At 64.2% G+C, this 23,930-nt stretch carries 23 protein-coding genes; 15 read left to right on the top strand and 8 right to left on the bottom strand.

Annotation, left to right across the window (positions count from 1 at the left end; all coding sequences use genetic code 11):
- Positions 1–141: 141 nt before the first annotated feature.
- From QWY84_RS10835 to QWY84_RS10870, 8 genes are all read left to right on the top strand, one after another.
- Positions 142–1,302, top strand: coding sequence for an ABC transporter substrate-binding protein (locus QWY84_RS10835; RefSeq protein WP_290202602.1), 1,161 nt, complete (start codon positions 142–144; stop codon positions 1,300–1,302).
- 158 nt (positions 1,303–1,460) lie between these two features.
- Positions 1,461–2,333: a branched-chain amino acid ABC transporter permease gene (locus QWY84_RS10840; RefSeq protein WP_290202603.1), complete on the top strand. Its 873-nt coding sequence runs from the start codon at positions 1,461–1,463 to the stop codon at positions 2,331–2,333.
- Positions 2,334–2,354: 21 nt separating this feature from the next.
- Positions 2,355–3,380: a branched-chain amino acid ABC transporter permease gene (locus tag QWY84_RS10845; protein WP_290202604.1), complete on the top strand. Its 1,026-nt coding sequence runs from the start codon at positions 2,355–2,357 to the stop codon at positions 3,378–3,380.
- A complete protein-coding gene (locus tag QWY84_RS10850; RefSeq protein ID WP_290202605.1) occupies positions 3,377–4,138 on the top strand; it encodes an ABC transporter ATP-binding protein in 762 nt (253 codons plus the stop codon). Before QWY84_RS10845 ends, QWY84_RS10850 begins: the two co-directional genes overlap by 4 nt.
- A gap of 18 nt (positions 4,139–4,156) precedes the next feature.
- A complete protein-coding gene (locus tag QWY84_RS10855; protein ID WP_290202606.1) occupies positions 4,157–4,951 on the top strand; it encodes an ABC transporter ATP-binding protein in 795 nt (264 codons plus the stop codon).
- A 51-nt stretch (positions 4,952–5,002) separates the two neighbouring features.
- Positions 5,003–5,329 carry a 2Fe-2S iron-sulfur cluster-binding protein gene (locus QWY84_RS10860; RefSeq protein ID WP_290202607.1) on the top strand — a complete coding sequence of 109 codons (327 nt, stop codon included), beginning with the start codon at positions 5,003–5,005 and terminating at the stop codon, positions 5,327–5,329.
- A 39-nt stretch (positions 5,330–5,368) separates the two neighbouring features.
- Complete coding sequence (locus QWY84_RS10865; protein ID WP_290202608.1) at positions 5,369–6,634, top strand: NAD(P)/FAD-dependent oxidoreductase; 1,266 nt, start codon at positions 5,369–5,371, stop codon at positions 6,632–6,634.
- A 48-nt stretch (positions 6,635–6,682) separates the two neighbouring features.
- Positions 6,683–7,945, top strand: a complete 1,263-nt coding sequence (locus QWY84_RS10870) for a cytochrome P450 (protein WP_290202609.1) — start codon at positions 6,683–6,685, stop codon at positions 7,943–7,945.
- Positions 7,946–8,066: 121 nt separating this feature from the next.
- Here the strand turns inward: QWY84_RS10870 and QWY84_RS10875 are convergent, their stop codons facing one another.
- The 4 genes from QWY84_RS10875 to merA form a co-directional block, all read right to left on the bottom strand.
- Positions 8,067–9,008 carry a carbon-nitrogen hydrolase family protein gene (locus tag QWY84_RS10875; RefSeq protein ID WP_290202610.1) on the bottom strand — a complete coding sequence of 314 codons (942 nt, stop codon included), beginning with the start codon at positions 9,006–9,008 and terminating at the stop codon, positions 8,067–8,069.
- 164 nt (positions 9,009–9,172) lie between these two features.
- Entirely contained in the window at positions 9,173–10,612 is a 1,440-nt protein-coding gene (locus tag QWY84_RS10880) for an FAD-binding oxidoreductase (protein WP_290202611.1), read from the bottom strand.
- Between the two features lie 363 nt (positions 10,613–10,975).
- On the bottom strand, positions 10,976–11,368 hold the full coding sequence (locus tag QWY84_RS10885) for a MerC family mercury resistance protein (RefSeq protein ID WP_290202612.1): 393 nt from the start codon (positions 11,366–11,368) through the stop codon (positions 10,976–10,978).
- Between the two features lie 26 nt (positions 11,369–11,394).
- The gene (gene merA, locus QWY84_RS10890; protein ID WP_353959878.1) at positions 11,395–12,978 is read right to left on the bottom strand and encodes a mercury(II) reductase; all 1,584 of its coding nucleotides are present in this window, start codon (positions 12,976–12,978) and stop codon (positions 11,395–11,397) included.
- Here merA and QWY84_RS10895 point away from each other — a divergent pair.
- Complete coding sequence (locus tag QWY84_RS10895; protein WP_290202614.1) at positions 12,923–13,378, top strand: MerR family transcriptional regulator; 456 nt, start codon at positions 12,923–12,925, stop codon at positions 13,376–13,378. The two genes, merA and QWY84_RS10895, sit on opposite strands and share 56 nt — an antisense overlap.
- 293 nt (positions 13,379–13,671) lie before the next feature.
- Here QWY84_RS10895 and QWY84_RS10900 read toward each other — a convergent pair whose 3' ends face one another.
- Positions 13,672–15,075 (bottom strand): DUF945 family protein, encoded by a 1,404-nt coding sequence (locus tag QWY84_RS10900; RefSeq protein WP_290202615.1) that lies wholly within the window; start codon positions 15,073–15,075, stop codon positions 13,672–13,674.
- A 615-nt stretch (positions 15,076–15,690) separates the two neighbouring features.
- Between QWY84_RS10900 and QWY84_RS10905 the strand changes: the two genes are divergently transcribed.
- A complete protein-coding gene (locus QWY84_RS10905) occupies positions 15,691–16,533 on the top strand; it encodes an AraC family transcriptional regulator (protein WP_290202616.1) in 843 nt (280 codons plus the stop codon).
- Here QWY84_RS10905 and QWY84_RS10910 read toward each other — a convergent pair.
- The gene (locus tag QWY84_RS10910; RefSeq protein ID WP_290202617.1) at positions 16,519–17,109 is read right to left on the bottom strand and encodes a LysE family translocator; all 591 of its coding nucleotides are present in this window, start codon (positions 17,107–17,109) and stop codon (positions 16,519–16,521) included. The genes QWY84_RS10905 and QWY84_RS10910 overlap by 15 nt on opposite strands.
- Before the next feature lie 342 nt (positions 17,110–17,451).
- On the opposite strand from QWY84_RS10910, the gene QWY84_RS10915 reads away from it, so the two are divergent.
- From QWY84_RS10915 to QWY84_RS10935, 5 genes are all read left to right on the top strand, one after another.
- Positions 17,452–17,952 (top strand): VOC family protein, encoded by a 501-nt coding sequence (locus QWY84_RS10915; protein ID WP_290202618.1) that lies wholly within the window; start codon positions 17,452–17,454, stop codon positions 17,950–17,952.
- Between the two features lie 178 nt (positions 17,953–18,130).
- Positions 18,131–18,766 (top strand): TetR/AcrR family transcriptional regulator, encoded by a 636-nt coding sequence (locus QWY84_RS10920; RefSeq protein ID WP_290202619.1) that lies wholly within the window; start codon positions 18,131–18,133, stop codon positions 18,764–18,766.
- The gene (locus QWY84_RS10925; protein ID WP_290202620.1) at positions 18,759–20,450 is read left to right on the top strand and encodes an acyl-CoA dehydrogenase family protein; all 1,692 of its coding nucleotides are present in this window, start codon (positions 18,759–18,761) and stop codon (positions 20,448–20,450) included. The genes QWY84_RS10920 and QWY84_RS10925 overlap by 8 nt, the downstream gene beginning before the upstream one ends.
- A 295-nt stretch (positions 20,451–20,745) precedes the next feature.
- A complete protein-coding gene (locus QWY84_RS10930; protein ID WP_290202621.1) occupies positions 20,746–22,260 on the top strand; it encodes a SulP family inorganic anion transporter in 1,515 nt (504 codons plus the stop codon).
- A 170-nt stretch (positions 22,261–22,430) separates the two neighbouring features.
- The gene (locus QWY84_RS10935) at positions 22,431–22,853 is read left to right on the top strand and encodes an MAPEG family protein (protein ID WP_290202622.1); all 423 of its coding nucleotides are present in this window, start codon (positions 22,431–22,433) and stop codon (positions 22,851–22,853) included.
- Between the two features lie 20 nt (positions 22,854–22,873).
- Here QWY84_RS10935 and QWY84_RS10940 read toward each other — a convergent pair whose 3' ends face one another.
- A complete protein-coding gene (locus QWY84_RS10940; RefSeq protein WP_290202623.1) occupies positions 22,874–23,392 on the bottom strand; it encodes a C40 family peptidase in 519 nt (172 codons plus the stop codon).
- A gap of 109 nt (positions 23,393–23,501) precedes the next feature.
- Positions 23,502–23,918: a ribbon-helix-helix domain-containing protein gene (locus QWY84_RS10945; RefSeq protein WP_290202624.1), complete on the bottom strand. Its 417-nt coding sequence runs from the start codon at positions 23,916–23,918 to the stop codon at positions 23,502–23,504.
- Positions 23,919–23,930 lie beyond the last annotated feature (12 nt).

Below are 23,930 nucleotides of genomic sequence, written 5' to 3' on the forward strand. Positions count from 1 at the left end.
CTGGTGTACGCCATGCTGCTCAAACGGTCAACAGCTCGCGTCCCGGGCTAGTGACTGTTGTCCGGGTGAGAGGATCCGGGTTTAGATAAAATTCTAATTTATTGATAATAATTAAAATTTTGAATTTAGGAGGAGGGCGTCATGAAAAAATATAACGGACTAAAAGTCTTTCCTTTTATTGTCAGTTTGCTGGCTGCATCTACCTCGATCCAAGCGGCCGAGGAAAGTGGGGAGCCCATTCGGATTGGTGCGGTGCTGGCGGTGACTGGACCCGCATCATTTCTTGGCGATCCTGCGTTAAAGACGTTGCAGATGGCTGTCGAGCGCTGGAATGAGGAAGGAGGTATCGAAGGCCGTCCAGTGGAATTGACGCACTATGATAGTGGTGGTTCTGCATCCGATGCGCGGACATACGCGAACCGTCTGCTATCGAGGGATCAGGTGGATGTCATTATCGGTGGCAGCACGACAGGAACGTCGATGGCCATACTGCCCCAGGTCGAACGTTTCCAGGTGCCCTTCATTGCCCTTGGGAGTGGTGTCGGCATCATCGAGCCGGTAAGAAAATGGACCTTCAAGGTGCCCCACACTGACCGGATGGTGGCGGAACGTGTTCTCCGGCATATGCAGGCTAATGGAGCGGAGCGCATTGCCCTTATGTCGGCAACAAGCGGTTTTGGTCAATCCGGGCGTGATGAAATGCGACTCAAAGCCGAAGAGTTGGGCATGGATATCGTCATTGAAGAAACATTTGCTGATGACGATTCAGATGTGACGGCACAGCTGACCCGGATTCGTAGTCAGGATGATGTGGATGCCCTAATGATCTTTGGGGCTGGAAGAGGGCCTGCCATTGTCGCGCGAAATGCTGATCAGATTGGACTAAACCTTCCCATCTACCAATCGCATGGAGCGGCGAGTGAGGAATTCATTCGCCTCGCGGGTGATGCTGCGGAGGAGGTATACGTTGCATCTGCGGCGATTCTAGTAGCCGATCAACTGGCAGACGATGATCCGCAGAAAGACGTCTTGACGGAGTTCGAGAGACTTTATCGTGAACGCTGGGATGAGTCGGCATCCGCGTTCGGTGGTAACGCATGGGATGCCACTATGTTGCTAGAAGAAGCCGTTCAAGAAGCGGGAACACAAAGTGATTCTCTCAGAGATGCAATTGAGAGAATAAGCGGTCTGGTGGCTACGAATGGTACATTTAATATGTCACCCGAAGATCATAACGGTATCTCCTTCGATTCCCTGAAAATTCTTCAAGTCAGAGAGCAATCGTTTCAGCTAGTCGAGTAGCACTCATTACGAATCGGCTGCATCCCGGTGATCGACACCAGCTCCGCATGGTGGAGATTCAGGACGGAACGTGGGCGCTGATTGAGCAATGAAGTCGGCGGCTTCGATCCCTGGATGGGGAGGGGCAGCCTGTCACCGTTATCAGGGGAACGCAGAGCATGGGTGAGTTTCTCCAGTATCTGGTCACCGGGATCACCATCGGATCCACGTTCGCGCTGGTGGCGCTAGGCTTCTGCCTGGTCTACAACGCCAGCGGCATCATCAACTTCGCCCAAGGGGATTTCGTGATGGTGGGCGGCATGTCGGCCGTGTTCATCATGGCCTCTGGGGTGCCCATGGGGCTGGCGCTGTTTCTCGCGGTTGTGGTTGGCGGGCTCGCGGGCGTGCTCCTGTACAAGGGCGGGATCCAGCCGGCCACGAACGCCGAGCCCATCCAGCTGATCATCATCACCGTCGGTGCGGCGCTGTTTCTGCGCGGGGTGGCTCAGGTCGTGTGGGGGACAGGCTACTTCTCCCTGCCGACGTTCACGGGGGATGAGCCGATCCGGTTCCTGGGGGTTGTCATGGTCCCGCAAAGCTTCTGGGTTATCGGCGTGACGGTGGCCATCGTGGCCGCGCTCGGGTTGTTCTTCACCCGTACGAGGCTCGGCAAGGCGGTGCTGGCGACCTCGTACAACCGGGATGCAGCGACGCTCATGGGGATTGATACCAGCATGGTGCTGCTGCTGAGCTTCGGGCTGGCGGGTGCGCTGGGCGCCGTGGCGGGGGTGATCGTGGCGCCTATCACGTTCGCCCATTACGAGATGGGCATCATGTTCGGTCTCAAGGGCTTTGTCGCCGCCGTGCTCGGCGGCTTGGGCAGCTTTGTTGGTGCTGTGGCCGGGGCCCTGATTCTCGGCATCACCGAGGCGATGATGGCGGGCTACATCTCCTCGGACTACAAGGATGCCGTGGCGTTCGTGCTGATCCTGTTGATCCTGTTCTTCATGCCCAGCGGCCTGTTTGGCCGGCGGGGCGTGGAGCGTGTCTAGATTGCCCGGGAGTGGCCGTTGATGAGCGCTAATACCATGGAGACATCCACAAGTACGGCCGCCGCGACGGCAATTGTCGCGGGTGGGGAGAGAACGAGCTGGAAGGACGTGGTGTTCTCGCCCCGCTACGGGGGACTGGCCGCATTGTTGCTGGTTGTGCTTGCAACCCCGTTGTTCATCGACGGGGTGTACCAGTTCGATATGGCCATCCTGGTGATGATCAACGCCGCTGTCGTCATCGCGCTGAACCTGCTGGTGGGCTATGCCGGCCAAGTGAGCCTCGGGCACGCGGCGTTTTTCGGTCTCGGGGGCTATGCTACCGCGATTTTGACCACGCGCTACGAGTGGCCGTCCCTGCTGGCGCTCGGCGCAGGCGTCGTGCTGGTGGTTGCCATCGCCGCAGTCATCGCGCGGCCCATCCTGCGCCTGAAGGGCTACTACTTGGCCATGGCCACCTTGGGGCTGGGCATGATCATCTACCTGATCATCACCCAGGAGTCGTGGCTGACCGGGGGGCCGGACGGCACGAGTGTCGCCCCTCTGGAGGTGTATGGGTACGCGGTCTACGACGAGATCGTCTGGTACTGGCTCCTGGCCGCGTTGGTGGTGGTCATGTACTGGCTGGCGCTGAACATCATCGACTCTCCTGTGGGGCGTGCCCTGCGGGCGCTGCACGGTTCTGAAATCGCGGCGGACAACTCCGGGATCGACGTCAACCACTACAAGACCGTGGTCTTCGTGCTCTCCGCCGGCGTGGCCGCGCTGATGGGCGGGCTGTACGCCTTCTACTCCGGGTTCATCGCCCCGAGTACCGCCGGGTTCATGCACTCCATCGAACTGGTGGTCATGGTCGTGCTCGGCGGCATGGCGTCGCTGGTGGGCTCGGTGGTCGGGGCGGTATTGATGACGCTGCTGCCGCAGTACCTAGTGGTGCTCTCCGAGTACGAGTGGCTGGTGTACGGCCTGGTCCTGATGTTGGTGATGATCTTCATGCCCCGGGGGCTGGTGCCCACGCTGCACGGACTGATCCGGAGGGTAACGGGATGAGCATGCTGCGAATCGAGTCCCTGACCAAACAGTTTGGGGGGCTGCGGGCCATCGAGGATCTCTCGTTCGATGTCCGGGAAGGGGAGGTGCACTCGGTGATCGGACCCAACGGTGCGGGCAAGACGACACTGTTCAACCTCATCACCGGTGTCTATCAACCGACCTCCGGGCGTGTGCTCCTCGACGGGCAGGATCTGTCCGGCAAGGCGGTACACCAGCGCTCGGCTCTGGGTATGAGCCGGACCTTCCAGAACTTGCAGCTGTGCCTGAACATGACCGCCCGAGAGAACGTCATGCTCGGGGGGCACCTGGGGCTACCCGGGAGCCTTTTCTCGTCGCTGCTGCGGCTGCCTCATCTCACCCGGGCGGATCGCCGGTGTCGGGCGCGCGCGGCGGAGCTCATGGACTATGTCGGCCTTGGCGACTACGTCGACCGCGATACGACGGCAATGCCGTACGGGGCGCTGAAGCGCCTGGAAATAGCCCGCGCCTTGGCGGCAAACCCGAAGCTGCTGCTGCTCGACGAGCCCGCCGCCGGGCTCAACGCGAACGAAACCGCCGCCATTGAGCATCTGATCCGCGGCCTTTGTCAGGAAGGCGTCACGGTGATTCTGGTCGAGCACGACATGAAACTGGTCATGAACATCTCCGCCCATATCGTGGCTCTCAACTACGGGCAGAAGCTCGCCGAAGGTACGGCGCAGGAGATCCGTAATCACCCCGAGGTCATCGCTGCCTATCTGGGTGCGGCCGCCTGAAGCGTAACGAACAGGGTCATGACGACGATGAGTGCGAGCGCAGTGGTGATTGGCACAGAGACGTCCCGGGACAGCGAGCGGGCGAACGAGGTGGTTGCGGCTGATCCGGTGCTGGAGATCGCCGGAATCAGCACCTTCTACGGCCCGGTGCAGGCGCTCGACAATATCAGCCTGCGGGTGCCGGAAGGGCACCTGGTGGCCCTGGTGGGGGCGAACGGCGCAGGCAAGAGCACCTTGCTGCGGACTATCTCCGGGCTGGAAAGCCCGCGCAGTGGGTCGATCCGGTACTGCGGCGAGGACATCACCCAGCGGCCGCCCGTCCGGCGGGTGCAGGCCGGAATTGCACAGGTCCCGGAAGGGCGACAGGTGTTCGGTCCGCTCTCGGTGGAGGACAACCTGATGCTGGGCGCCTACACCCGCTCGCGCCGGGAACCCCTGGGCGCGGATCTGGAGAGCGTCTACACGATGTTCCCGATCCTCAAGGAGAAGCGAAAGCTGCCGGCCGGGACGCTCTCCGGGGGGCAGCAACAGATGCTGGTGATCGGTCGGGCGCTGATGGCAAAGCCGCGGTTGCTGCTGCTCGATGAGCCCAGCATGGGCCTGGCCCCGCTGCTCGTCGAGGAGATTTTCGCCACTATCAACCAACTGCGCGAGGACGGCATCACCGTCTTCCTGGTCGAGCAGAACGCCTCCCTGGCGCTAGGTGCGGCGGATTACGGCTATGTGCTCGAGACCGGGCACGTGGTCATGGAGGGCCACGGTCAGGCCCTGCTCAATGACGAGAACGTCCAGAGTGCGTACCTCGGCATCTGAGCCACAGGGAAACGCCTCGAAGTGCATGCAGTGAGTAGGAGATCGACGCCAATGTACGAAATCGTATTTCATCAAACCGACGGCAGCAGCCAGGCAGTGCAGCTCGAGCGCCCTCTGCCGATTATGCAGGCAGCAATTCGCAACGGGATTCCTGGAATCGTGGGCGAATGTGGCGGGCAAGCTATGTGCGCCACTTGCCACGTTTACGTGCGCGAGGAGTACCTTCGTTCTCTTCCGGAAAAGAGTGAAGATGAGAAGGAAATGCTGGAGGCAACGGCTGCGGAATTCGATGAGCGCCGAAGCCGATTAGGCTGTCAGATCGTAGTCGGTGAGGATCTCGAAAGGATCGAAGTCGACGTACCTGAAACTCAGCTTTAATCGCGTGCCACTCCACTTGGTGCCGCGGGAGCAACATCCATGAGCCATACGGTGATCATCGGCGCAGGTCACGGTGGTATCCAGGTCGCGGATGCACTCCGTACAATCTCTGGGGAAGGCAAGATAACAGTTCTCTCTGCGGAGCCGCATATTCCCTATCAACGTCCACCGCTTTCCAAGGAGTTTCTAAGCGGCGAGTCCCATGAGCCGCCATTGCCGTTGCGTGGACAGACGTTTTATTCGGAGCGGGGAATCAATTCGAAGTTTTCGACTCATGTGACGGAGGTCAGCACTTCGAGTAGACAGATTAGGACGGCCGACGGTGGCGTTTTCAGCTATACGGATCTGGTGTTTGCGACCGGAGCGCGCAATCGGCGACTGGATGTCGATGGTGCCGAGCTTCAAGGGGTCTATTACCTGAGAGACCTGGATGACGCGCTTTCGCTTAGGTCGGCGCTGGCAGATGCCCGGCGAGCGGTTGTTATAGGCGCGGGCTTTATCGGCCTGGAGTTTGCCGCCGTCGCCCGGCAACGCGGTCTGGACGTTACCGTGCTTGAGATGGGGGACCGTCCTATGGCCCGTGCGACGAGCGCGATTGTTTCCGAATATATCGTCACGGCTCACGAACATGCCGGAGTAAAGCTGCGTTTCCGTGAGGGCGTGGCCTGTATTCATGGAGAAAATGGAGGCGTTTCCTCCGTTTCCTCGACTGACGGAAAGGAATACCCGGCTGATCTTGTCTTGGTCGGAATCGGTGTTGTACCGAATACCGAGGTTGCCGCCGATTCCGGGGTCGCGGTAGATGATGGGATCATCGTTAATGAGTATCTTGAGGCAAGCGAGCCAAATATCTGGGCTGTAGGCGACTGTAGTCGCTTTCCTAATCCACTCTCTGGTGATCCCATCCGTATCGAGTCTGTTCAGAACGCGACTGACCAAGCCAAGTGCGTGGCAGCCAATATAGCCGCCCGGAAGGCTGAAAAAAGATACGAGGAAATACCTTGGTTCTGGTCGTATCAGGGGCGGTTGAAGATTCAAATCGTTGGCCACGTTCAATTTGCTTCGAAATTCATTGTCCGAGGCGAAATTGAGGAACGCAGATTCTCGGTTTTCGGTTTTAAAAATGACATTTTGACGAGCGTCGAGTCTATCAACTTTCCGGCACACCATATGGCAGCGCGCCGCATCATGACGATGGGCCTGTCGCTGACACCAGGGAAGGCGGCTGATCCGAACTTTCCTCTCAAGGAATTCTCGTTTAATGAAAAAAAGAAGAGACAGACGGAAAATGATTCGGGAACGTAACGACGTCAGCTCGCGAAGGGATTTAGGAATTCTTTAGAGGAGAGAGGAATGGCTACTTATTCAAAAAGGCCCGTAAGTGATGAAGACTCCATAAGGAATCTTTCGTCCGAGTGCTTCGAAGGGTCAAATCAGGGGAGCGAGAATGCACCTGTCGCTGACTGGCTCGATCCTGCAGTAATGAGCTCTGACCCCTATCCGAGTTACGAGCGTCTGCGTTCTGAAAGCCCGATAGCATGGGCGCCGGCATTTAAGCGGTATTTGGTCACCTCGTATTCTGGTTGTTTGACCGTAGAACAACATCCAGAGGTTTTTACGTCCAATGTGAGTGGCGGCACGATGGTGCGGGCGTTGGGGGGGCAGCCGATGCTGCGTAAGGACGATCCAGAGCACGCTGTCGAGCGCCAAGCGGTAAACCCGACGCTTCGCCCGAAACGAATGAAGGAGGTTTGGGCGGACATCTTTGAACGGAATGCTGAGAGCTACTTGGAGCAGCTGATTAGTGTAGGACCTGATGAGGCCGATCTCGATCGAGACTTTGCCGCCCCGTACGCTTCAAAAAACCTGATCGACGTATTGGGGCTTGGCGGCGTCGATGTAGGTGATTTGCGCGCTTGGTCACACGCTTTTATAGCTGGCATAGGAAATGTCCTGGATGATGAGGAGATATGGCGGCGATGTGACGTCGCGCAGGCCGAGGTCGAGGCGGTCCTTGACGAACGCATCCCATACTTAAAACGTCACCCCGATGATTCGATGATATCGCTCATGATTTCTGCTGGTCTGTCAGAAGATCAGATTCGAAGCAATGTGAAGCTAACCATATCCGGGGGCATGAACGAGCCGCAGCACGCGATAACGAATATTGTTTGGTTATTGGACCGACACGACGAGACCAAGGCGCGGGTTCTGGGTGATGGCGGCCTGTGGCCGTCCGTCTTTGATGAGGCGGTGCGCTGGCAATCGCCCATTGGGATGTTTCCGCGAGAAACCGTTGAATCGACTGAGATTGACGGAGTTCGCCTGCCTGCAGGCGCACCGGTAGGAGTTGTTGTGGCATCTGCTAATCGGGATGAGCAGAAGTTCAAGGACCCTGATGTGTTCAATGTTGCACGGGAGGCGGTGCCGCACCTGGGATTCGGTAGCGGTGCGCACATGTGCGCAGGGCGTTGGGCTGCAAAGTCTGCTGTCGGCGATGTGGGTGTGCCGCGTCTCTACCAGCGCTTGCCGGGTTTGCGTGTGGATGACCGACGCGAGACTGGAGTTGCTGGATGGGTCTTTAGGGGGATCACAAAATTGCCTGTCACGTGGTAAATCGCCCCGGTTTCTCCGGGGGCGGCTGGTCGTGCGTCACGCCCCGTCGCTCAACTTCCGATGGCAACGCGGGACGGGCCTGCTTCCTGATACGACGCCCGTTGATCCCATCCCTCCGCATTCAGGCATCCGAGAATGTGACCGGCGACTGAGGTATGCGGTTGACCGACAACGAGAAGAGGTCCGGCCGTGCGTAGTGTCCGCAGACGTCCAGGGAGCGTCGCGCTCGCCGTGCCTGCTCGACATCGATTTCGGCGTAGAGAATGCCCTTGTCGCGGTTGAGTGGGCCAGCCGTGATCTCCCCCGAGGGGCTGATGACGACAGCATTGCCGACGTTGATCCACTCGTCCGCGGCGTAGAGCTCGTCGCGTTCCGGGAAGTCCCCGGGGATATCGCTCCCCTGCATGGCGGTGGCGGTGCTGATCACCCAGCAGCCACCTTCCTTGGCGATGTGGCGCTGTGTAGCGAGGCCGGTGTCGCTGGAGTCCCAGGTTGGATTGATGAAGACCTCCATCCCCTGGGCGTAAAGCGCATAGCGCGCCAGAGGCATGTAGCACTCCCAGCAGATGAGGCTGCCCAACCGGCCAGCGGGCGTCGCAACGACGACCAGGCCGCTGCCGTCGCCCATACCCCAGACCATGCGCTCGGGATTGGTCGGCATCAGCTTGCGATGCCGGTTGAGGATCCGGCCGTCAGGACCGATGGTCACGACCGTGTTGAATAGCGTGGTTCCGCTGTAGCAGCTGTCGATCTCGTGGATCCCTGTCACGACGGTCACTCCATGGCGGGCGGCGGCGTCCTGGAGCGGGATCAGGGCGTCCCCGTGCAGGTCGACGGCATTTGCGCGCAGCCTGGCGTGGATTTCACTGGACAGCGCCATGTCGCCTCCGGGCCTGAGACGCCAGATCCAGGTTGGATAGCCCGGGATGTAGGCTTCCGGGAACACCAGCAGCTCGGCGCCGGCACCGGCGGCCTCGTCGATGGATGCGAGCATCTGCTCGATGGTTGCTTCTCGCTGGAGCAGCACCGGGGGGATCTGAATTACGCCGATCTTGATCGTCATGAATGGATCCTCACACCTGGCGCGGGTTCGGGGGCATGCTCGCTCACGGGCATTGCCGCTATCGGTTCCGATCAGCCTTGCTGGGTCACGAAAGGATGACTCGGAAATGGTCGGTGCGCCGTGCGGGACCCGCCCGCGACGGCGCACGATCCTGATGGATCCGGTTACGTCTCCATGGCAGTCGGGGAAACGCCCGCGTCGGGCGGCGGCCCACTTGTCGGCCCCGGTCGGATGTTCTGGTTCATCCGCAGGAGATTGGTCGGGTCATACTTCTGCTTGAGCTCCACCAGCCGGCCATACGTCGGGCCGTAGGCGAACTCGATGCGATCCGCCTCGTCCTGGGTGAGGAAGTTGATGTAGGCGCCGCCGCTGGCGAACGGTCGCGATTCGGCGAAGAAATCGCGTGCCCAGGCGATGCAGCGTTCGTCCTCCTCGGCCGAGTCCCAGCGGGCGTGCACATTGATGACGTAGTTGGCGTCGCGGCTCGAGTAGGCTGTCGCCTCGGGGGCGAGCCGGGCGGCCTGGCCGCCGATGGTGCCGATGAAGATCTCGCACTGCGCCGACGGCAATGCGGCGGCGTAGTCGACCACCGTGTCGATGGCCGCCTCGCTGAGCCGGGAGAAGTTGTGCGATTTCCAGTAGTTGCGTGCGCCCGGCGTGAGCAGCCCGTCGAAGGCCTGCTGCCAGGCGGTGTATGGCTGTATGCCGACATGCTCGCCATGGGCCGTACCGAACCCTCGCAGCGGCTCGATCAGCTTCTCGCCTTCGGCGGGGTCTCCCGCATAGCAAAGCGCCAGGGCGACGATCTCCTTGCCATGTGCCGCCTCGGGGAGAAACGGTAGAGGCGGCGCCTTGCGGGTGAACAGCCAGACGCTGAGCTCGTCCGGCATCGTCTCGGTGAAGCGGGCGAATTGCGTGATGACCGACTTCGCCTGGTCGAAGGGGAACACGATCAGACCGCTCAGCACGTCCGGCCCGAGCGGATGGAGCTGGAACGTGAAGCTCGTGACGATACCGAAGTTGCCGCCACCTCCCCGCAGGCCCCAGAAGAGGTCGGCATTGTCCGTGTCGCTGGCATGCACGCGCCGGCCGTCCGTGGTGACGACCTCTGCCGCGAGCAGATTGTCGATGGTCATGCCGTGCTTGCGGCTCAGCCAGCCGAAACCGCCCCCGAGCGTCAGTCCGGCGACACCGGTGGTCGAGTTGACGCCGAGCGGAGTGGCGAGGCCGTGGACCTGCGCGGCGGCGTCGAAGACGGCCAGCGTGCAGCCGGGCTCCACCGTGGCCCGGCGGGTCTCCGGATCGACATGAACGCCCCGCATCAACGACAGGTCGATCATCAGGCCGTCGTCGCACACGGCGCTGCCGGCGATATTATGGCCGCCGCCGCGGGTTGAGATGAGCAGATCGTGCTTCTGGGCAAAGCACATGGACCGGACCACGTCGTCAGCGGACATGCAGCGGGCGATCAGTGCCGGCTTGCGGTCGATCATGGCGTTCCAGACCTGGCGCCCTTCCTCGTAACCCGGATCGCCGGGCAGGAGCAGCTGGCCCTCGAATTCGGCCTTGAGTGCCTCGATTGCGGCTCTTGAGAGCTTTTTCATGGTGTTGTTTTCCGTTGCCAACGAGCGATAAGGCGCATCAAGCGGCGCCCATGCGGTGCCGGAAAGAGCGGCGAGCTGCCGCAGTGAACGTACCGGTGGGGGGCGACCGGCATGATCGTGCGGACCAAGGCCGTTCGGGTCGTCATGGTGGGGATCCTCTGCAGGAAGCTCCTGCGGCGGCTCGCCGGCGTGCGAAACCTGCATGAAGTATAGGTGCTCTCCAGAGGTTCACCTGCGCAGTGAGCGCAAGCATGTCGGCGGTCGCTCGGTAATGACCGTGTGCGGCCATTGATGATGAAGGTGTCGGGGGGACGGCATAACGCTACAGAACGATTGGCCGGGTGTGCCGGCTGCGACGACGTCCTACCCTTCGCACCGCTTGTTTCGGCTTGAAATCAGATCCCAGACGGAGACGCCCAACAGAATCGCAAGGCCGGTATAGAAGTAGAGCTCGCGCATGGCTAGCGCACCGAGGAGGATGAGAACCGGCCCGATCAGGCCGAGTGCCGTCCTGCGCCACCGGCGATGCCTCATGTAGCCGACGAGGTTGATCACGATGAGCAGGACTGCGACTGTCGGGATCACAACAGCCACCAGCATCCCTTCCCACTGACCTAGAACACTCAGGCCTACCGCCGAGCCGATTCCTGCCAGGGCCGGGAAACAAAGCGCGCACCCGGCGCCGGCGAGCAGGACGGTCCCGAAGCCAACCCTGTCACCAAACCGTACGACTGCGTCGCACAAAGTCCTCAACATGGGGACATCCTCCTGCGTAGCGTGGTTTAACCGGCACAGCAAGACAGCCTGGCCAAGTCCTTCGAGAATGCCTGGGCGCAGAGCTTGATCCCCTCACTCATGGTCAGGTACGGGAACAGCTCGCCGGCCAGGCTTTCCACGGTCATGCGGTTGCGGATGGCCAGCGCCGCCGACTGGATGATCTCGCCGCCGTTGTGGGTGACCACCTGCGCACCGATGAGGCGCCCCGTATCGGTGTCCGCGACCAGCTTGATGAACCCGCGGGTATCAAAGTTGACCAAGGCGCGGGGCACGTTTTCCAGGTCGATGCGTCGGGCATCCGGCGTGATGCCGTGGCGCCCGGCCTCGCGTTCCGTCAGCCCGACGGTCGCCACCTGGGGATCGGTGAACGCCACCGCGGGCACCACCGACAGATCCAGCTCCGCATCGCCGCCGGTCATGTTGATGGCGGCCCGCGTTCCGGCTGCTGCCGCTACGTAGACCAGCTGCGGCATCGTCGTGCAGTCGCCCACGGCGAAAACGCCCGGGGCGGAGGTGCGCAGGTGGCGGTCCACCGGGATCGCTCCGTCTCCCGTGGTCTCGATTCCGGCTGCGTCCAGATGCAGGGTCTGCGTGTTCGGTTGCCGGCCGGCGGCGATCAGCAGCCGTTCGCCCGCGAGGGTGTCCCCGTCGAGAGAGACCCGGAACCCCGCACCGTCATGGTCGACCCGGTGCGGGGTGGTATGCGTGAGCACGCGAATCCCCTCATCCTCCAGCGCCGCCTGCAGCGCGGCGCCCACCTCCGGGTCGCCGCGGCTGAGCAGCGTGCTCCGGGCAAGGATGGTGACCTCGCTGCCGAGCCGCCGGTAGGCCTGGGCGGTCTCCAGCGCCACGAACGAGCCGCCGAGAACCAGCAGGTGCTCAGGGATCTCGTCGGTGAACAGCGCCTCGGTGGACGTCCAGTAGGGCGTTGCGGCGAGACCGTCGATGGGGGGCACGGCCGGCGAAGCGCCCGTGGCGATCAGGATGCGGTCCGGTTGCAGGCGCTGCATCGCGCCCGAGGGCTCTTCCACGGCCAGCGTGCCTGCGCCCTCGAAGCGGGCCCAGCCAGCGAGAAAGTCGATGGCCGGCTCATCATCCAGAATGCTCTCGTACTTGGACCGGCGTAGCTCCTCGACCCGGCCGCGGAGCTGGGCCAGCAGGGCGTCGCGATCCATCGGACCGGCGTCGCGGGCAATGCCGTCGAACGCATGGTGGGCCCGGCGGTGGTGGAGCTCCGCCGCCCGCAGCGTGATCTTCGAGGGGACGCAGCCGACGTTCACGCACGTGCCGCCGATGGTGTCCCCCTCGATCATGGTGACCCGTGCGCCTTCCTCGGCAGCACGGATGGCTGCGGCGAATGCGCCGCTACCGCTGCCAACGACCGCAACGTGCGTGCGGCCCGACGGAGCTCGTTGCTGCGTAGCGGTTGCGCTCGCAATGGTGCGCCTGTCCATGGATTCCTGCCTGCTGATTGACTGGACGGACAGGAGGCTAGACCCTGTATTCGCTACAGGGTCAACAAGGGAAGTGCTCATGAAGATGCGCATCGGCCAGCTCGCGGGCGAGTCGGGCTGCCAGGTGGAGACCATTCGCTACTACGAGCGTATTGGTGTCCTGCCCCCGGCGGCCCGGGAGTCAAACAACTACCGCGTCTACGACGACGGCCACCGCCGCCGCCTGCTGTTCATCCGGCGGATGCGTGATCTGGGTTTCTCGCTGGATGAGGTCCGTGCCCTGTTGCGAATGATCGACGGCGGGACCTACACGTGCGCGGAGGTACAGGCGCTCGGCCGGGAGCACCTGGCCGCCGTACGGGACAAGATCGCTGACCTGCGCCGTGTGGAGCACGCCCTGGCCGATCTGGTCGGCCAGTGTAGCGGTGCCGACACGCCGGATTGCTCGATGCTCGAGGCCCTTTTCGTGACCGATCATGGCCTGGCTGACACGTCCGGCCGAGCCGGCGCGCCGGTTCACCGTAGCGATGACTGACAGTAAGAGGCGCTCGTCGCCCAATGGACTTGTCGTCACAGCCGACCGCGCCAGCTCGCAGTCGTGCTCCAACCTCGCTGCTCTTGCCGCCCAAGGACGCTGACCGACCCTGAGCGGCCGTTGCCCGCCACAGCCAGTGTCCTGCTAACCCGAGCCCGTTGGCTTTTGCCCAGCCACTGGACGGCTAAGGCAAGGCTATTGGTCCGAATGCGCAGCTCCCCCTACAGCGAGGGCCGATAACGCCGCCTCAGCCGCCTGGACGCTCTAATCCAACGAACTCGGGTTACAGGACATTAGAACAACTGCCCGATGGGGAACGCCTGCTGGTCCCCGTCACGGATCATGCCGTCGCGCACTGATGCATCCACGTAGAGTCCGCCGTCGCGCTCGTGGACGAGCGGGATATACTGCGCGGACTGCAGCCACTGCGAGTGCAATTGCTCGGCCTGTCGGTCGAGCGCTTCCTGCGACAGCTGCCGACCGCCTTGTATGGCCTGCGCCTGGGCGTTGGCACGCGCTAGGGCCAGGGCCCCTGCGCTCGTGAGCTCGGCGGACAGGTTGCCTTCGACGGTGTTGATGATTTGCTGAATGGAGCCGCTACCCGCGCCGGAGACCTCCGGGATGGCCACGTCCGCGCTCAGCGTGAACACGTCGGTATCGCCCTTGCGCAAGACGACCTCGTTGATGGCTACCCTGGGGCCTTCGGCGAGCATGGTCATGAATGCCTTCTGCATCGCCTGGGGGTTGTCCCGGGCCTGTTGGCTCGCTTCCGAGAACGTCTTCCAGGTAGTCGGGCTAACCCCCTGCATGGACATATCCATGGACAACGAGCCGTAGTCCACCTCGTGGATCCGCATCGCGTCGAACTGCGCCTTGCTGGTCGCGGTTACGTCGCCGTCGTCGAGGCCCGAAGTGGTCTCGAACGTCATGGCATCGATCCGACCCGCGCCGTCGGGCGTCTCCAGGCTCGTTGTGCCTGCGGAGAAGTCCGCACGGCCGAGCCATAGCCCGGACTCGTGCTGCTCGAAGGCGGCGTCGAAGGTGACATTCTCCACCAGGGCTGCCCCTTCGTCGCCTTCGAAGAGGAAGCGCGGCATGCGCCCATTGTAGGTGGCCGAGTCCAGCCCGCGGCCCAACGTCATCGTGAGCTCCGCCCCCTGGAAATCGGCTCGCGCCGGCGACGCCTTGGACGCATGCTCGACCATCCCCTGGTAACCGGCGATACGCGCGTCAATGGTGGTCGTGCCCGTCAATCCGACGGTCGCGATGACTTCAACGGCGTCACTGCCGTCCCAGCTGGACAGCGAGCCGGCGATCTGCTCGGGCAGCGCCCAGGTATGCTCGGTTCTCGCGATCAACGGGCGGCCGTCGATCAGCGGTCCCTCCTCGACGGGCATGGAGCCCTGGAGCTCGAGCGGGTCTACCTCGCCGGACCGCTCGCGGCTGATCGTGGCGTACTGCTCAGAGATCGCTGCCGGGTGGATGGCGATGTCATAGTGCACCAGTCCTTCGCCGAACGCCGTCGATTCGTAGCGAAGGGTGGAGACCTGGATATCCGGATTGGCCACGAGCGCCTCCCGGTATTCGCTGACTCTCTGCTCGATCTCGTGACCGACATAGAGGGTCCCGCCCGCATAGGCGGCGGGAATGGCAATCACCGCACCGGCTGCCAGTCCGATCCAGAGCTTTTTGCTCATTGCACGACTCCTTTCCGTTGATTACATCGGATCCGCCATCCCTGGTCACGCGGCCAGGCACAGGGGGATGATGCTGTCTGCCCGTTGCCGGTGTCTCCGGAGACACCGCAGGTACGGATTGAACCACGTCGTGGTGCCGCCAAACCGTGCATCGCCCACAGCTTGCGCGAATCCGGCGGTCACCTTGACCGCAATCCAGCTGCCATGCCGGGCCATTCCTCGGCCAGTCGGGTCCTGGCAGTCAGCCGGTCCGGCTGGTGCTCGATGTCTTCGCACCACCGGAGTGAAACGCCTTACGCTGATGGGTCTGCTTGCGGCAGCGCGGACAGGCGCGGGTGTCGCCGTACTGCTCAGCTACCTGGGTGATGCAGACCCTCTGCTGGTGCGGCTCACCGAACCCGTCGCCGAGCTGGCAAGGGAGCTGTGGTTGCTGACGCATCCCGATTTGCGACGCGTCGCGAGAGTCCGGGCCCTCATGGAGTTTACGGCGCAAGCCGTAAAGGCAAGGATTGGCGCCTGAGCCGCCCGGGGAGCTCAGCCGGACGCCCGCCGGGCGTCCGGGCTGCCCATTTTGCCGTAGCATAGCGTCAATGTATTTGATCGGAGAAGCTGCCCATGAACGACACCAGCCTACCCCGCTTCTGGCGCGACCCTCATCTGCCCCATCTGGAGCTGCGCCTGGTCGAGGACGGCCGCAAGGTGTGCTACGCACCCCACAGCCACGTCCAGTGGTCGCTGGGTGCCGTGACAGCCGGGGAGAGCACCTTCCACTACCAGGAGTCGCGCTACCGCATCCACGCTGGCAACCTGGTGCTGATGAACCCGGAATGGGTTCACGCCTGCAACCCCGTCGATAACAAGCCCTGGGCCTACCGCATGCTCTATGTGGATGCCGACTGGCTGACCCGGCTGCGCCATTCGGCGGGGCTGATCGAAGCGCCGCGCTGGCAGGACATTCCCACGGCGGTGATCGCCGAGCCCGAGTGGTACGCCGGCTATTACCGCATGACGGACGCCTTGCTGGATCCGCACCGCGACCTGCTGGACAAGCAGAGCCAGGTGGTCGAATACCTCTCGGCGCTGATGTGGCACCTGTCGGGCCGGTCGGGCCAGCCGGCCAGGTCGCGACCTTTGCCCCCGGCCACCCTCCGCGAGCTGGCCGCCTACCTGGACGAGCACGCAGCCGAAGAGGTTTCGCTGGACGCCCTGTGCCAGCGCTCCGGCTACAGCCCCGGCCATCTCATCCGTGCCTTCAAGCATCACTTCGGCCTTACACCTCATGCCTACCTGATCAATCGCCGCATTCAGCTGGGTCAGCGGGAGCTCAAGCGGGGCAAGTCCATCGCCGAGGCAGCGCTGACTGCCGGCTTCAGCGACCAGCCTCACTTCCAGCGCACCTTCAAGCGGCTGGTGGCCGCCACGCCGAACCAGTACCGGCGCCCGCTACCCAAGCAGTAGATAGACGCAGCTGGCGGCGAGCAGCACCGCCAGCCCCCGGTTGATGGCAACCAGTACATCGGGCCGCTGCACATGGCGCCGCAGGAAGGCCCCGGCATAAACCCAGCTGCCCAGAGATAGCCAGCAGATGGGCAGATAGAGGGAGGCGAACAGCCACACCAGGCCGATATCGCCACCGGTGTAGGCGCCGATGCCCGATGCCGAGGCCAGCCAGGCCTTGGGATTGAGCCACTGCATCAGTGCTCCGGTCATGAAGCCCGGTGCCCGCCGGTTCTCACCCTCCGGCAGGTGTCCGTCGTCGCGGAACAGGCGCAGGCTCAGATAGAGCAGGAAGGCCACCCCGGCCCAGCGCAGCGCGGCTTCCAGCCCGGGCACCAGCGTCAGCATGGAATGGAGCCCCAGGCCCACGGCGATAAACAGGGCAACGAAGCCCAGCGTGGCCCCGGTCACGAAGACCAGGCCCCGAGTGAGGGGGTAGCGCGTGCCGCTGCTCAGGCACACCAGGTTCACCGGGCCCGGTGAAATGGAGGCTGCCAGGGCGAAGGCCGACATCGGCAGGATCACGGCAAGGCTCATCGTCATCCTCCTGGAAAGGCAAGCAGAGCGGCCCGAGTCTGGCCACCTGTGCTGCGGTGGTATTGCACAAAATTGCCCTGGGCTGCGATCAATTACGGCCACGGTCACGACGATGGCTACTCCGTGCGGCAACGACGCCGACCTGCAAGCCCGCGGAACCGGCCTGTCGAGTGCGCATCCCTCCGGGCGACTATCCAGTGAGGACGTTTCCACAACGTCGACAAGCCCCTGCCCATCGCGACGAGGTACGGCAGTAAGGTAATGCGTCCGTTCCGGGCAGGTTCGAGAGGATCATGGACGTGCCCGTTCTCGCCATGTTCGGGCTTGCATGGGAGGTGTGTCGTGACGAGTGTCCGCAAGATCAGTCCTTGCCTGTGGTTCGACAACCAGGCCGAAGAGGCCGCGCAATTCTACGTCGGTATCTTCGCGAACGCCGCTATCCGGGATGTTTCCCGCTATGGCGAGGCGGGGCAGGAGGTGCACGGCCAGGCGCCGGGGACGGTGATGATGGTGGAGTTCGAGCTCGAGGGCCACAGGTTCACTGCTCTCAACGGCGGGCCCCTGTTTCGCTTCAACGAGGCAATCTCGTTCCAGGTTCGGTGCGACAGCCAGGAGGAAGTGGATCACTACTGGGAGCACCTGTCCTCCGGCGGCGACGAATCGGCCCAGCAATGCGGCTGGCTCAAGGACCGCTTCGGTGTTTCCTGGCAGGTCTTTCCCGAGCTGCTGCCGAAGCTCCTGACGGATCCCGATCCCGACAAGGCCGCACGGGTAATGACGGCCATGTTGCAGATGAAGAAGATCGACCTCGACAGGCTGCAGCAGGCGTACGACGGAGCGTGAGCGGGATGGACCGGGAATGATGACCGTCGTCGACGGCCGTCTCCACCTGATGGTCAGGTGCCACTGGTGGCCCGGATCGTTGCTGCTTGCCCGGTTCTTCGTGCTGGTGATCGCTATTGCATCGGCACATTGATGTGCTTCAATGGTGAACATGAATTCGGATTCACATGGAGGCGCCGTGACCCGCTTCTCGACCCGCGGAGACCACATCCTGGAGGCCGCCCGGCAGGTGGTCAGCGACGGCGGCTTCCGCGAGCTGCAGATGCTCACCGTGGCGGCCAGCGCCGGGCTGTCGGTGGGCGCCATCTATCGCTATTACGCCTCCAAGGCGAAGCTGTGTGCCGCCCTGGTGGCGCGGGTCTCCTCGCGTGAAACCGAGGTGCTGGAAGCGGTGGCGGCCAGCGGCGCCCCGGCGCCGCAGCGCCTGGCCGACTGCGTGCGCACCTTCCTGCGGCGGGCGCTGCTGGACCGGCGGCTGGCCTACGCCATGATCGCCGAGCCCGTGGACGAGGCCGTGGACGCCGAGCGGCTCGCCTGGCGCGGGCGCATCAGCCGCGTGTTCGCCGGGATCATCGCCGACGGCATGGCCGACGGCAGCCTCCGCAGCACGCAGCCCGATGTCGCCGCTTCCTGCATCGTCGGCGCCTTCATGGAGGCCCTGATCGGCCCCCTGTCCCCCGAGCAGCCGGCCGACGACGGGCGCGAGTCCTACGTCGAGTCGATTACCGCGTTCTGCCTGGCGGCGGTGGCGCCGGGCAGCAGCATCGAAGCGATTGTTCCCGACATGAGCCAGCGAGGTGCCCGAGATGAGTAGTCAGCCCGAGGATGTCACCCCGGCCGTGCCGCCGGTGCCGGACACGGCCACCCACGAGGTCCGCAATCAGCCCGGGGACCTGGTCAACTACAACGCCTATACCGGCGACACGGCGCTCACCGAGGCCGTGCGCGCCTTTGGCGCCGAGTGGGCGGCCCCGCGCCTGGAGGCGACCGGCGCCCTGGTGGGCTCCGAGCGGGTGCAGCGGCTCGCCCGGGCGGCCAACCGCAACGAGCCGGAGCTGCGCACCCACGACCGCTTCGGGCGGCGCATCGACGAGGTGGAGTTCCACCCGGCCTACCACGAGCTCATGGAGCTGATCTTCTCCAGCGAGGCCCACTCGCTGGCATGGACGGAGAGCCGGCCCGGCGCCCATGTTGCCCGCGGGGCGTTGAGCTACCTCTGGAACCAGGGCGAGAACGGCATCTGCTGTCCCATGGGCATGACGTTCGCCTCCGTGGCGGCGCTGCGCCACGACCCGGCCATCGCCGCGGAGTGGGAGCCGCGGATCATGCGCGCCGGCTACGATTCCCGGGTGCTGCCGCCGCAGGAGAAGTCGTTCGTCACCGTGGGCATGGCCATGACCGAGAAGCAGGGCGGCTCGGACCTGCGCCAGACGCAGACCACGGCGCGGCCCATGGGCGGGCGGACCGGCTCCGGTGCCGAGTACCTGATCACCGGCCACAAGTGGTTCTTCTCGGTGCCCATGAGCGATATCTTTCTCACCCTGGCGCAGACGGAAAACGGCGTCTCCAGCTTCCTGGTGCCCGGCTGGCTTCCGGACGGCCGGCGCAACAACCTGCGCATCCAGCGGCTCAAGGACAAGTGCGGCAACCGCTCCAACGCCTCCTCGGAAGTGGAGTTCGACCAGCTCTACGCCGTCATGGTGGGCGAGGAGGGGCGGGGCATCCGCAACAGCATCGAGATGGCCCATCTCACGCGGCTGGACTTCGCCGTGGGCTCCTCGGGACTCATGCGCCAGGCGCTCAGCCAGGCGCTGCACCATACCAGCAACCGCACCAGCTTCGGCCGGCGCATCGTGGATCAGCCCATGATGGCCAACGTGGCCGCGGACCTGGCGGTGGAGTCGGAGGCGTTCCTGTGGCTGAGCATGCGCCTGGCGCGGACGCTGGACCTGCAGGACAGCGACGAGAGCGAGCGGCTGCTGTCGCGCATCGCCACGCCCATGGCCAAGTACTGGGCCTGCAAGCAGGCGCCCATGTTCGTGGTCGAGGCGCTGGAGTGCCACGGCGGCAACGGCTTCATCGAGGACCACCTCATGGCCCGGCTCTACCGGGAGGCGCCGCTGAACGGCATCTGGGAAGGGGTCGGCAACGTCATCTGCCTGGACGTCAAGCGTGCCATTGAGCGGGAGCCGGAGGCCGTGGACGCCGTGATCGCCGAGATCCGCCGGGGGGCCGGGGAGGATGCCCGCCTGGAGCGCTATACCCGTGACCTCGAGCCCCGGCTGCGCCGTCTGCCGGAGCGCGAGGGAGAAGCGCGGCAGACCGTCGAGATGATGGCGTACGCGCTCCAGGCGAGCCTGCTGCGGAGGCATGCCCCGGCGCCGGTGGCCGATGCCTTCGTGGCCAGCCGCCTGGACGGCCTCGGCGGGCGCGCCTTCGGCACGGTTCCCGACGGCATCGACACGGACGCCATCATCCAGCGCGCCATGGTGCGCTGACCTCATCGGCGGGCCCGTGCACCCGGCACGGGCCCGTTCCGGCCTTTCACTTGCCGCTCGTCCCTGCGCACGATCCCCGCTCCCCTGTCTGCCGTCGAGCCGTTTGCGGTGGGGTACTACCTGCCGTCCATGATTGCGCATACGGTGCAGGTTTCTTATCGTATGCAAAAATAACAACGATATTCATTGTTTTTGTATACAAATAATCGAAATCGTGCAGGGCATGGAGCTGCGGGGATGCCTAGGTGCCCCGTTGCTCGCGCAGCACGACCATCAAGCGAGAGGAGAAGCGTCCATGGCGTCCGTGCCGGTTCACTACCCGTGGTTCAAGAAGGAGGATACCAACGCCTTCTTCGCCCTGTTCCAGAACAACATCGCCAACTTCGTGATCATCGCCATCACCATGCTCGGCTTCGGCTTCCCGGAGAGCATTGTCTTCGGCCAGGTGATCCCCGGCGCCGCGGTGGCGGTGCTGGTGGGCAACCTCTATTACGCCTGGTACGCGGCGCGGGTGGCGAGGCGGGAGGGGCGCACGGACGTCACGGCGCTGTCCTACGGCATCAGCACGCCGGTGATGTTCGTGTTCCTGTTCGGCGTGCTGCTGCCCGCCAAGGAGTTCACCGACGACCCGCAGATGGCCTGGCGGATCGCCGTGGCGGCCTGCTTCCTGAGCGGCCTGGTGGAGGTCTGCGTCAGCGTCATCGGCAACTGGGTGCAGCGCAACCTGCCCCGGGCCGCCATGCTCGGTGCCCTGGCGGGGGTGGCGCTGACCTTCATCGCCGGGCAGATGCTGTTCACCACCTACGAGATGCCGGTGGTCGGCCTCATCGTCCTGGGCGTGATCATCGTCGGCATCATCGGGCAGGTGCACATGCCGTTCCGCATTCCGGCGTCGCTGTTCGCCATCGTCCTGGGGACCGGCCTGGCGTACCTTCTGGGCCAGGCGGAGGTGGCCTCGATCACCGAGGGGCTGGAGCATTTCGGCTTCTATCCGCTGCTGCCCACGTTCGACTGGTTCGACGGCTTCGTCTACCTGTTCGGCGCCATGGCCGGCATTCTCACGGTGGTTCTGCCCATCACCATCTACAACGCCATCGAGACCATGAACAACGTCGAGGCCATGGACGCCGAGGGCGATCGCTACGACGTCCGCGAGTGCCAGGCGGTGGACGGCGTCGGCACCATGCTGGGTGCGTTGTTCGGCGGCGTGTTCCCGACCACGGTCTACATCGCCTCCGTGGGCGCCAAGTGGATGGGCGCCGGCCGCGGCTACAGCATTCTCAACGGCGTGGTGTACCTGTTCGCCGCCATGTTCGGCCTTGTCGCCGCCCTGGCGGAGATCGTCCCGGTGGCGGTGGTCGCGCCGCTGCTGGTGTTCGTGGGCGTGTCCATGATCTCGACGGCCTTCCGCGGCAACGAGCAGCGGTACTTCCCGGCGGTGGTCATCGGCATGCTGCCGTACTTCGGCAACTACCTGTCGACGAACTTCGGCAACGACGCCGCCGAGGTGCTCGAGGGCGTTTCCGCCGGCATCGTGCCCCTGGCCGAGGGTGCGATGTTCACGGGCATTCTCCTGGCCGCCATCACGGTGTTCATCATCGACCGGGATTTCTGGCGGGCGACGCTGTTCGCCGGCATCGCGGCGGTGTTCTCGTTCATCGGCATTACCCACGCCGGGGAGATGGCATGGAACGCCGCCCCCGATTTCACCATCGGCTACCTGATCATGGGCGCCCTGTTCACCTTCTATGCGGTGACCGGGTACGGCCTGGCGCCGTCGGGCACCCGCGAGCAGCCCGGCGGCGAGTAGCCGGCGTCCGCCGCATCGCCACGCCGCAGCCCCCCGCCGCCGGGCGGGGGGAGTGCGCGATCCGGGGCGGCAACCGCGGGCCGTTCGTGGCATTCTGCAACGCCGGTCCCCCGCTCGGGGGCGGGCATTCATGATGCAACGGGGTCGGACCGGCATAGCGGGAGAAGCGGATGGACAATGCGGCGGAGTGGTACGCGCTGACGGCGGTGGTTCTGTTCCTGAAGATGTTCGCGCTGGCCCTGTACCAGGGCCGGTACCGGATCGGCAAGCGCACGTTCGTGGTGCCGGAGGATGCCCGGCTGGCGGGGACCGCGCCGGCGCAGGCCGAGCTTCCGGAAGTCGAGCGGGCGGCCCGGGCGTGGCGCAACGACGTGGAGAACATTCCGGTTTTCCTGGCGCTGGGCGTGGCCTATGTGTGGGTGGACGCCGGCCCGGCCGCCGCACCGTGGCTGTTCACGGGCTTCGCCATCGCCCGGGTGGCCCATACCGTGTGCTACCTCCGCAGGCTGCAGCCCTGGCGAACGGTCGCCTACGGCATCGGCGCGCTGATCACCCTGGGCATGTGCCTGCAGATTCTCCTGGCGCTGGCATAGGGTTGCCCGGAGCGGGGTGATTACGGGCGTCGCGCCATCCAGTAGGCGTTGCGCCAGTAGGGGTTGTCCAGGTCCGAGAGGGTGACGCCCCGGCTGGTGGAGGCGTGGAGGAACCGTCCGTTCTCGACGTAGATGCCCACGTGCCGCTGCTTGTCCGCGGGCCGGAAGAAGACCAGGTCTCCCGGCTGCACGGCCTCGCGCCCCACGCGCGTACCCACCCGCGCCTGTTGGCGGGTGGTACGCGGAAGCGCGCGGCCCAGCCGGGACGCGTACGTGGTCTGGACGAAGCCGGAGCAGTCCACCCCGGCACGGCTGGAGCCGCCGTAGCGGTAGGGCGTACCGGCCCATTCCTCGTGCTGGTCATAGAGCGCGTGGACGATGCCGCCGTTCTCACCGACCGCATCGCGGCCCGCGGCGGTCTCCCGGACCGGCGCATCGCCCCGGCCGGCCTCGGGGGGTGCCGTGGCACATCCGCCCAACACCACAAGCGCGACCAGGAGCCAGGGCATAAGGATTCGAATCTGCGGTTGTACGCCCAAGGACGCTCACTCCGGAATGCCGTCGACTTCCGGCAAGCATGGCAGACCCGGCCGCGGAAGTCCGTGACCTGCTTGGCACGGTGCCGCGGCCTGGCGGGCGTCACGGACGCTACGCGCGTCCTGCCTGATGGTGGCGCAGCGGCGGGCTCGCCGCCTCGGGGCCTGTCCCGTGCTGGCCGTGCCGCATGAACCGGTCCCGGGACAGCACCTCACCGGCATCCAGCGAGCGGATGGGGATGCTCGCGTCACCGGGAATACCGCCGTCCGCCTGCAGGGCCAGGTAGCGGAGACAGCTCACCCGCAGGAATGACGAGAAGTTCTCGACATCGCCCCGCGTCTCGATGATCTCGTCGTAGAGCCGGGTGATCAGCTGGCTCAGCGACAGCTCGTCGCGCGCGGCGATCTCCTCGAGGACCTGCCAGAACAGGTTCTCGAGGCGGATGCAGGTGACGGCGCCGTGCAGGCGCAGCGAGCGGGACCGGTGACTGTAGAGTTCCGGATCGGCGGACACGAAGATCTGACACATGGGGCTATCCTC

It is taken from the genome of Aquisalimonas lutea, assembly GCF_030409225.1.
Classification (GTDB): Bacteria; Pseudomonadota; Gammaproteobacteria; order Nitrococcales; family Aquisalimonadaceae; genus Aquisalimonas; species Aquisalimonas lutea.

Coding starts and splice junctions, on each gene's coding strand:
- merA (WP_353959878.1), bottom strand. CDS start 12,978: ATGGTCTCCACCTGGCAGCCCGACTCGCCCGCGAGCTGGCCGATGCGC.
- QWY84_RS10860 (WP_290202607.1), top strand. CDS start 5,003: ATGTACGAAATCGTATTTCATCAAACCGACGGCAGCAGCCAGGCAGTG.
- QWY84_RS10840 (WP_290202603.1), top strand. CDS start 1,461: ATGGGTGAGTTTCTCCAGTATCTGGTCACCGGGATCACCATCGGATCC.
- QWY84_RS10945 (WP_290202624.1), bottom strand. CDS start 23,918: ATGTGTCAGATCTTCGTGTCCGCCGATCCGGAACTCTACAGTCACCGG.
- QWY84_RS10870 (WP_290202609.1), top strand. CDS start 6,683: ATGGCTACTTATTCAAAAAGGCCCGTAAGTGATGAAGACTCCATAAGG.
- QWY84_RS10930 (WP_290202621.1), top strand. CDS start 20,746: ATGGCGTCCGTGCCGGTTCACTACCCGTGGTTCAAGAAGGAGGATACC.
- QWY84_RS10865 (WP_290202608.1), top strand. CDS start 5,369: ATGAGCCATACGGTGATCATCGGCGCAGGTCACGGTGGTATCCAGGTC.
- QWY84_RS10900 (WP_290202615.1), bottom strand. CDS start 15,075: ATGAGCAAAAAGCTCTGGATCGGACTGGCAGCCGGTGCGGTGATTGCC.
- QWY84_RS10880 (WP_290202611.1), bottom strand. CDS start 10,612: ATGAAAAAGCTCTCAAGAGCCGCAATCGAGGCACTCAAGGCCGAATTC.
- QWY84_RS10835 (WP_290202602.1), top strand. CDS start 142: ATGAAAAAATATAACGGACTAAAAGTCTTTCCTTTTATTGTCAGTTTG.
- QWY84_RS10935 (WP_290202622.1), top strand. CDS start 22,431: ATGGACAATGCGGCGGAGTGGTACGCGCTGACGGCGGTGGTTCTGTTC.
- QWY84_RS10845 (WP_290202604.1), top strand. CDS start 2,355: ATGAGCGCTAATACCATGGAGACATCCACAAGTACGGCCGCCGCGACG.
- QWY84_RS10875 (WP_290202610.1), bottom strand. CDS start 9,008: ATGACGATCAAGATCGGCGTAATTCAGATCCCCCCGGTGCTGCTCCAG.
- QWY84_RS10895 (WP_290202614.1), top strand. CDS start 12,923: ATGAAGATGCGCATCGGCCAGCTCGCGGGCGAGTCGGGCTGCCAGGTG.
- QWY84_RS10855 (WP_290202606.1), top strand. CDS start 4,157: ATGACGACGATGAGTGCGAGCGCAGTGGTGATTGGCACAGAGACGTCC.
- QWY84_RS10885 (WP_290202612.1), bottom strand. CDS start 11,368: ATGTTGAGGACTTTGTGCGACGCAGTCGTACGGTTTGGTGACAGGGTT.
- QWY84_RS10905 (WP_290202616.1), top strand. CDS start 15,691: ATGAACGACACCAGCCTACCCCGCTTCTGGCGCGACCCTCATCTGCCC.
- QWY84_RS10910 (WP_290202617.1), bottom strand. CDS start 17,109: ATGAGCCTTGCCGTGATCCTGCCGATGTCGGCCTTCGCCCTGGCAGCC.
- QWY84_RS10850 (WP_290202605.1), top strand. CDS start 3,377: ATGAGCATGCTGCGAATCGAGTCCCTGACCAAACAGTTTGGGGGGCTG.
- QWY84_RS10925 (WP_290202620.1), top strand. CDS start 18,759: ATGAGTAGTCAGCCCGAGGATGTCACCCCGGCCGTGCCGCCGGTGCCG.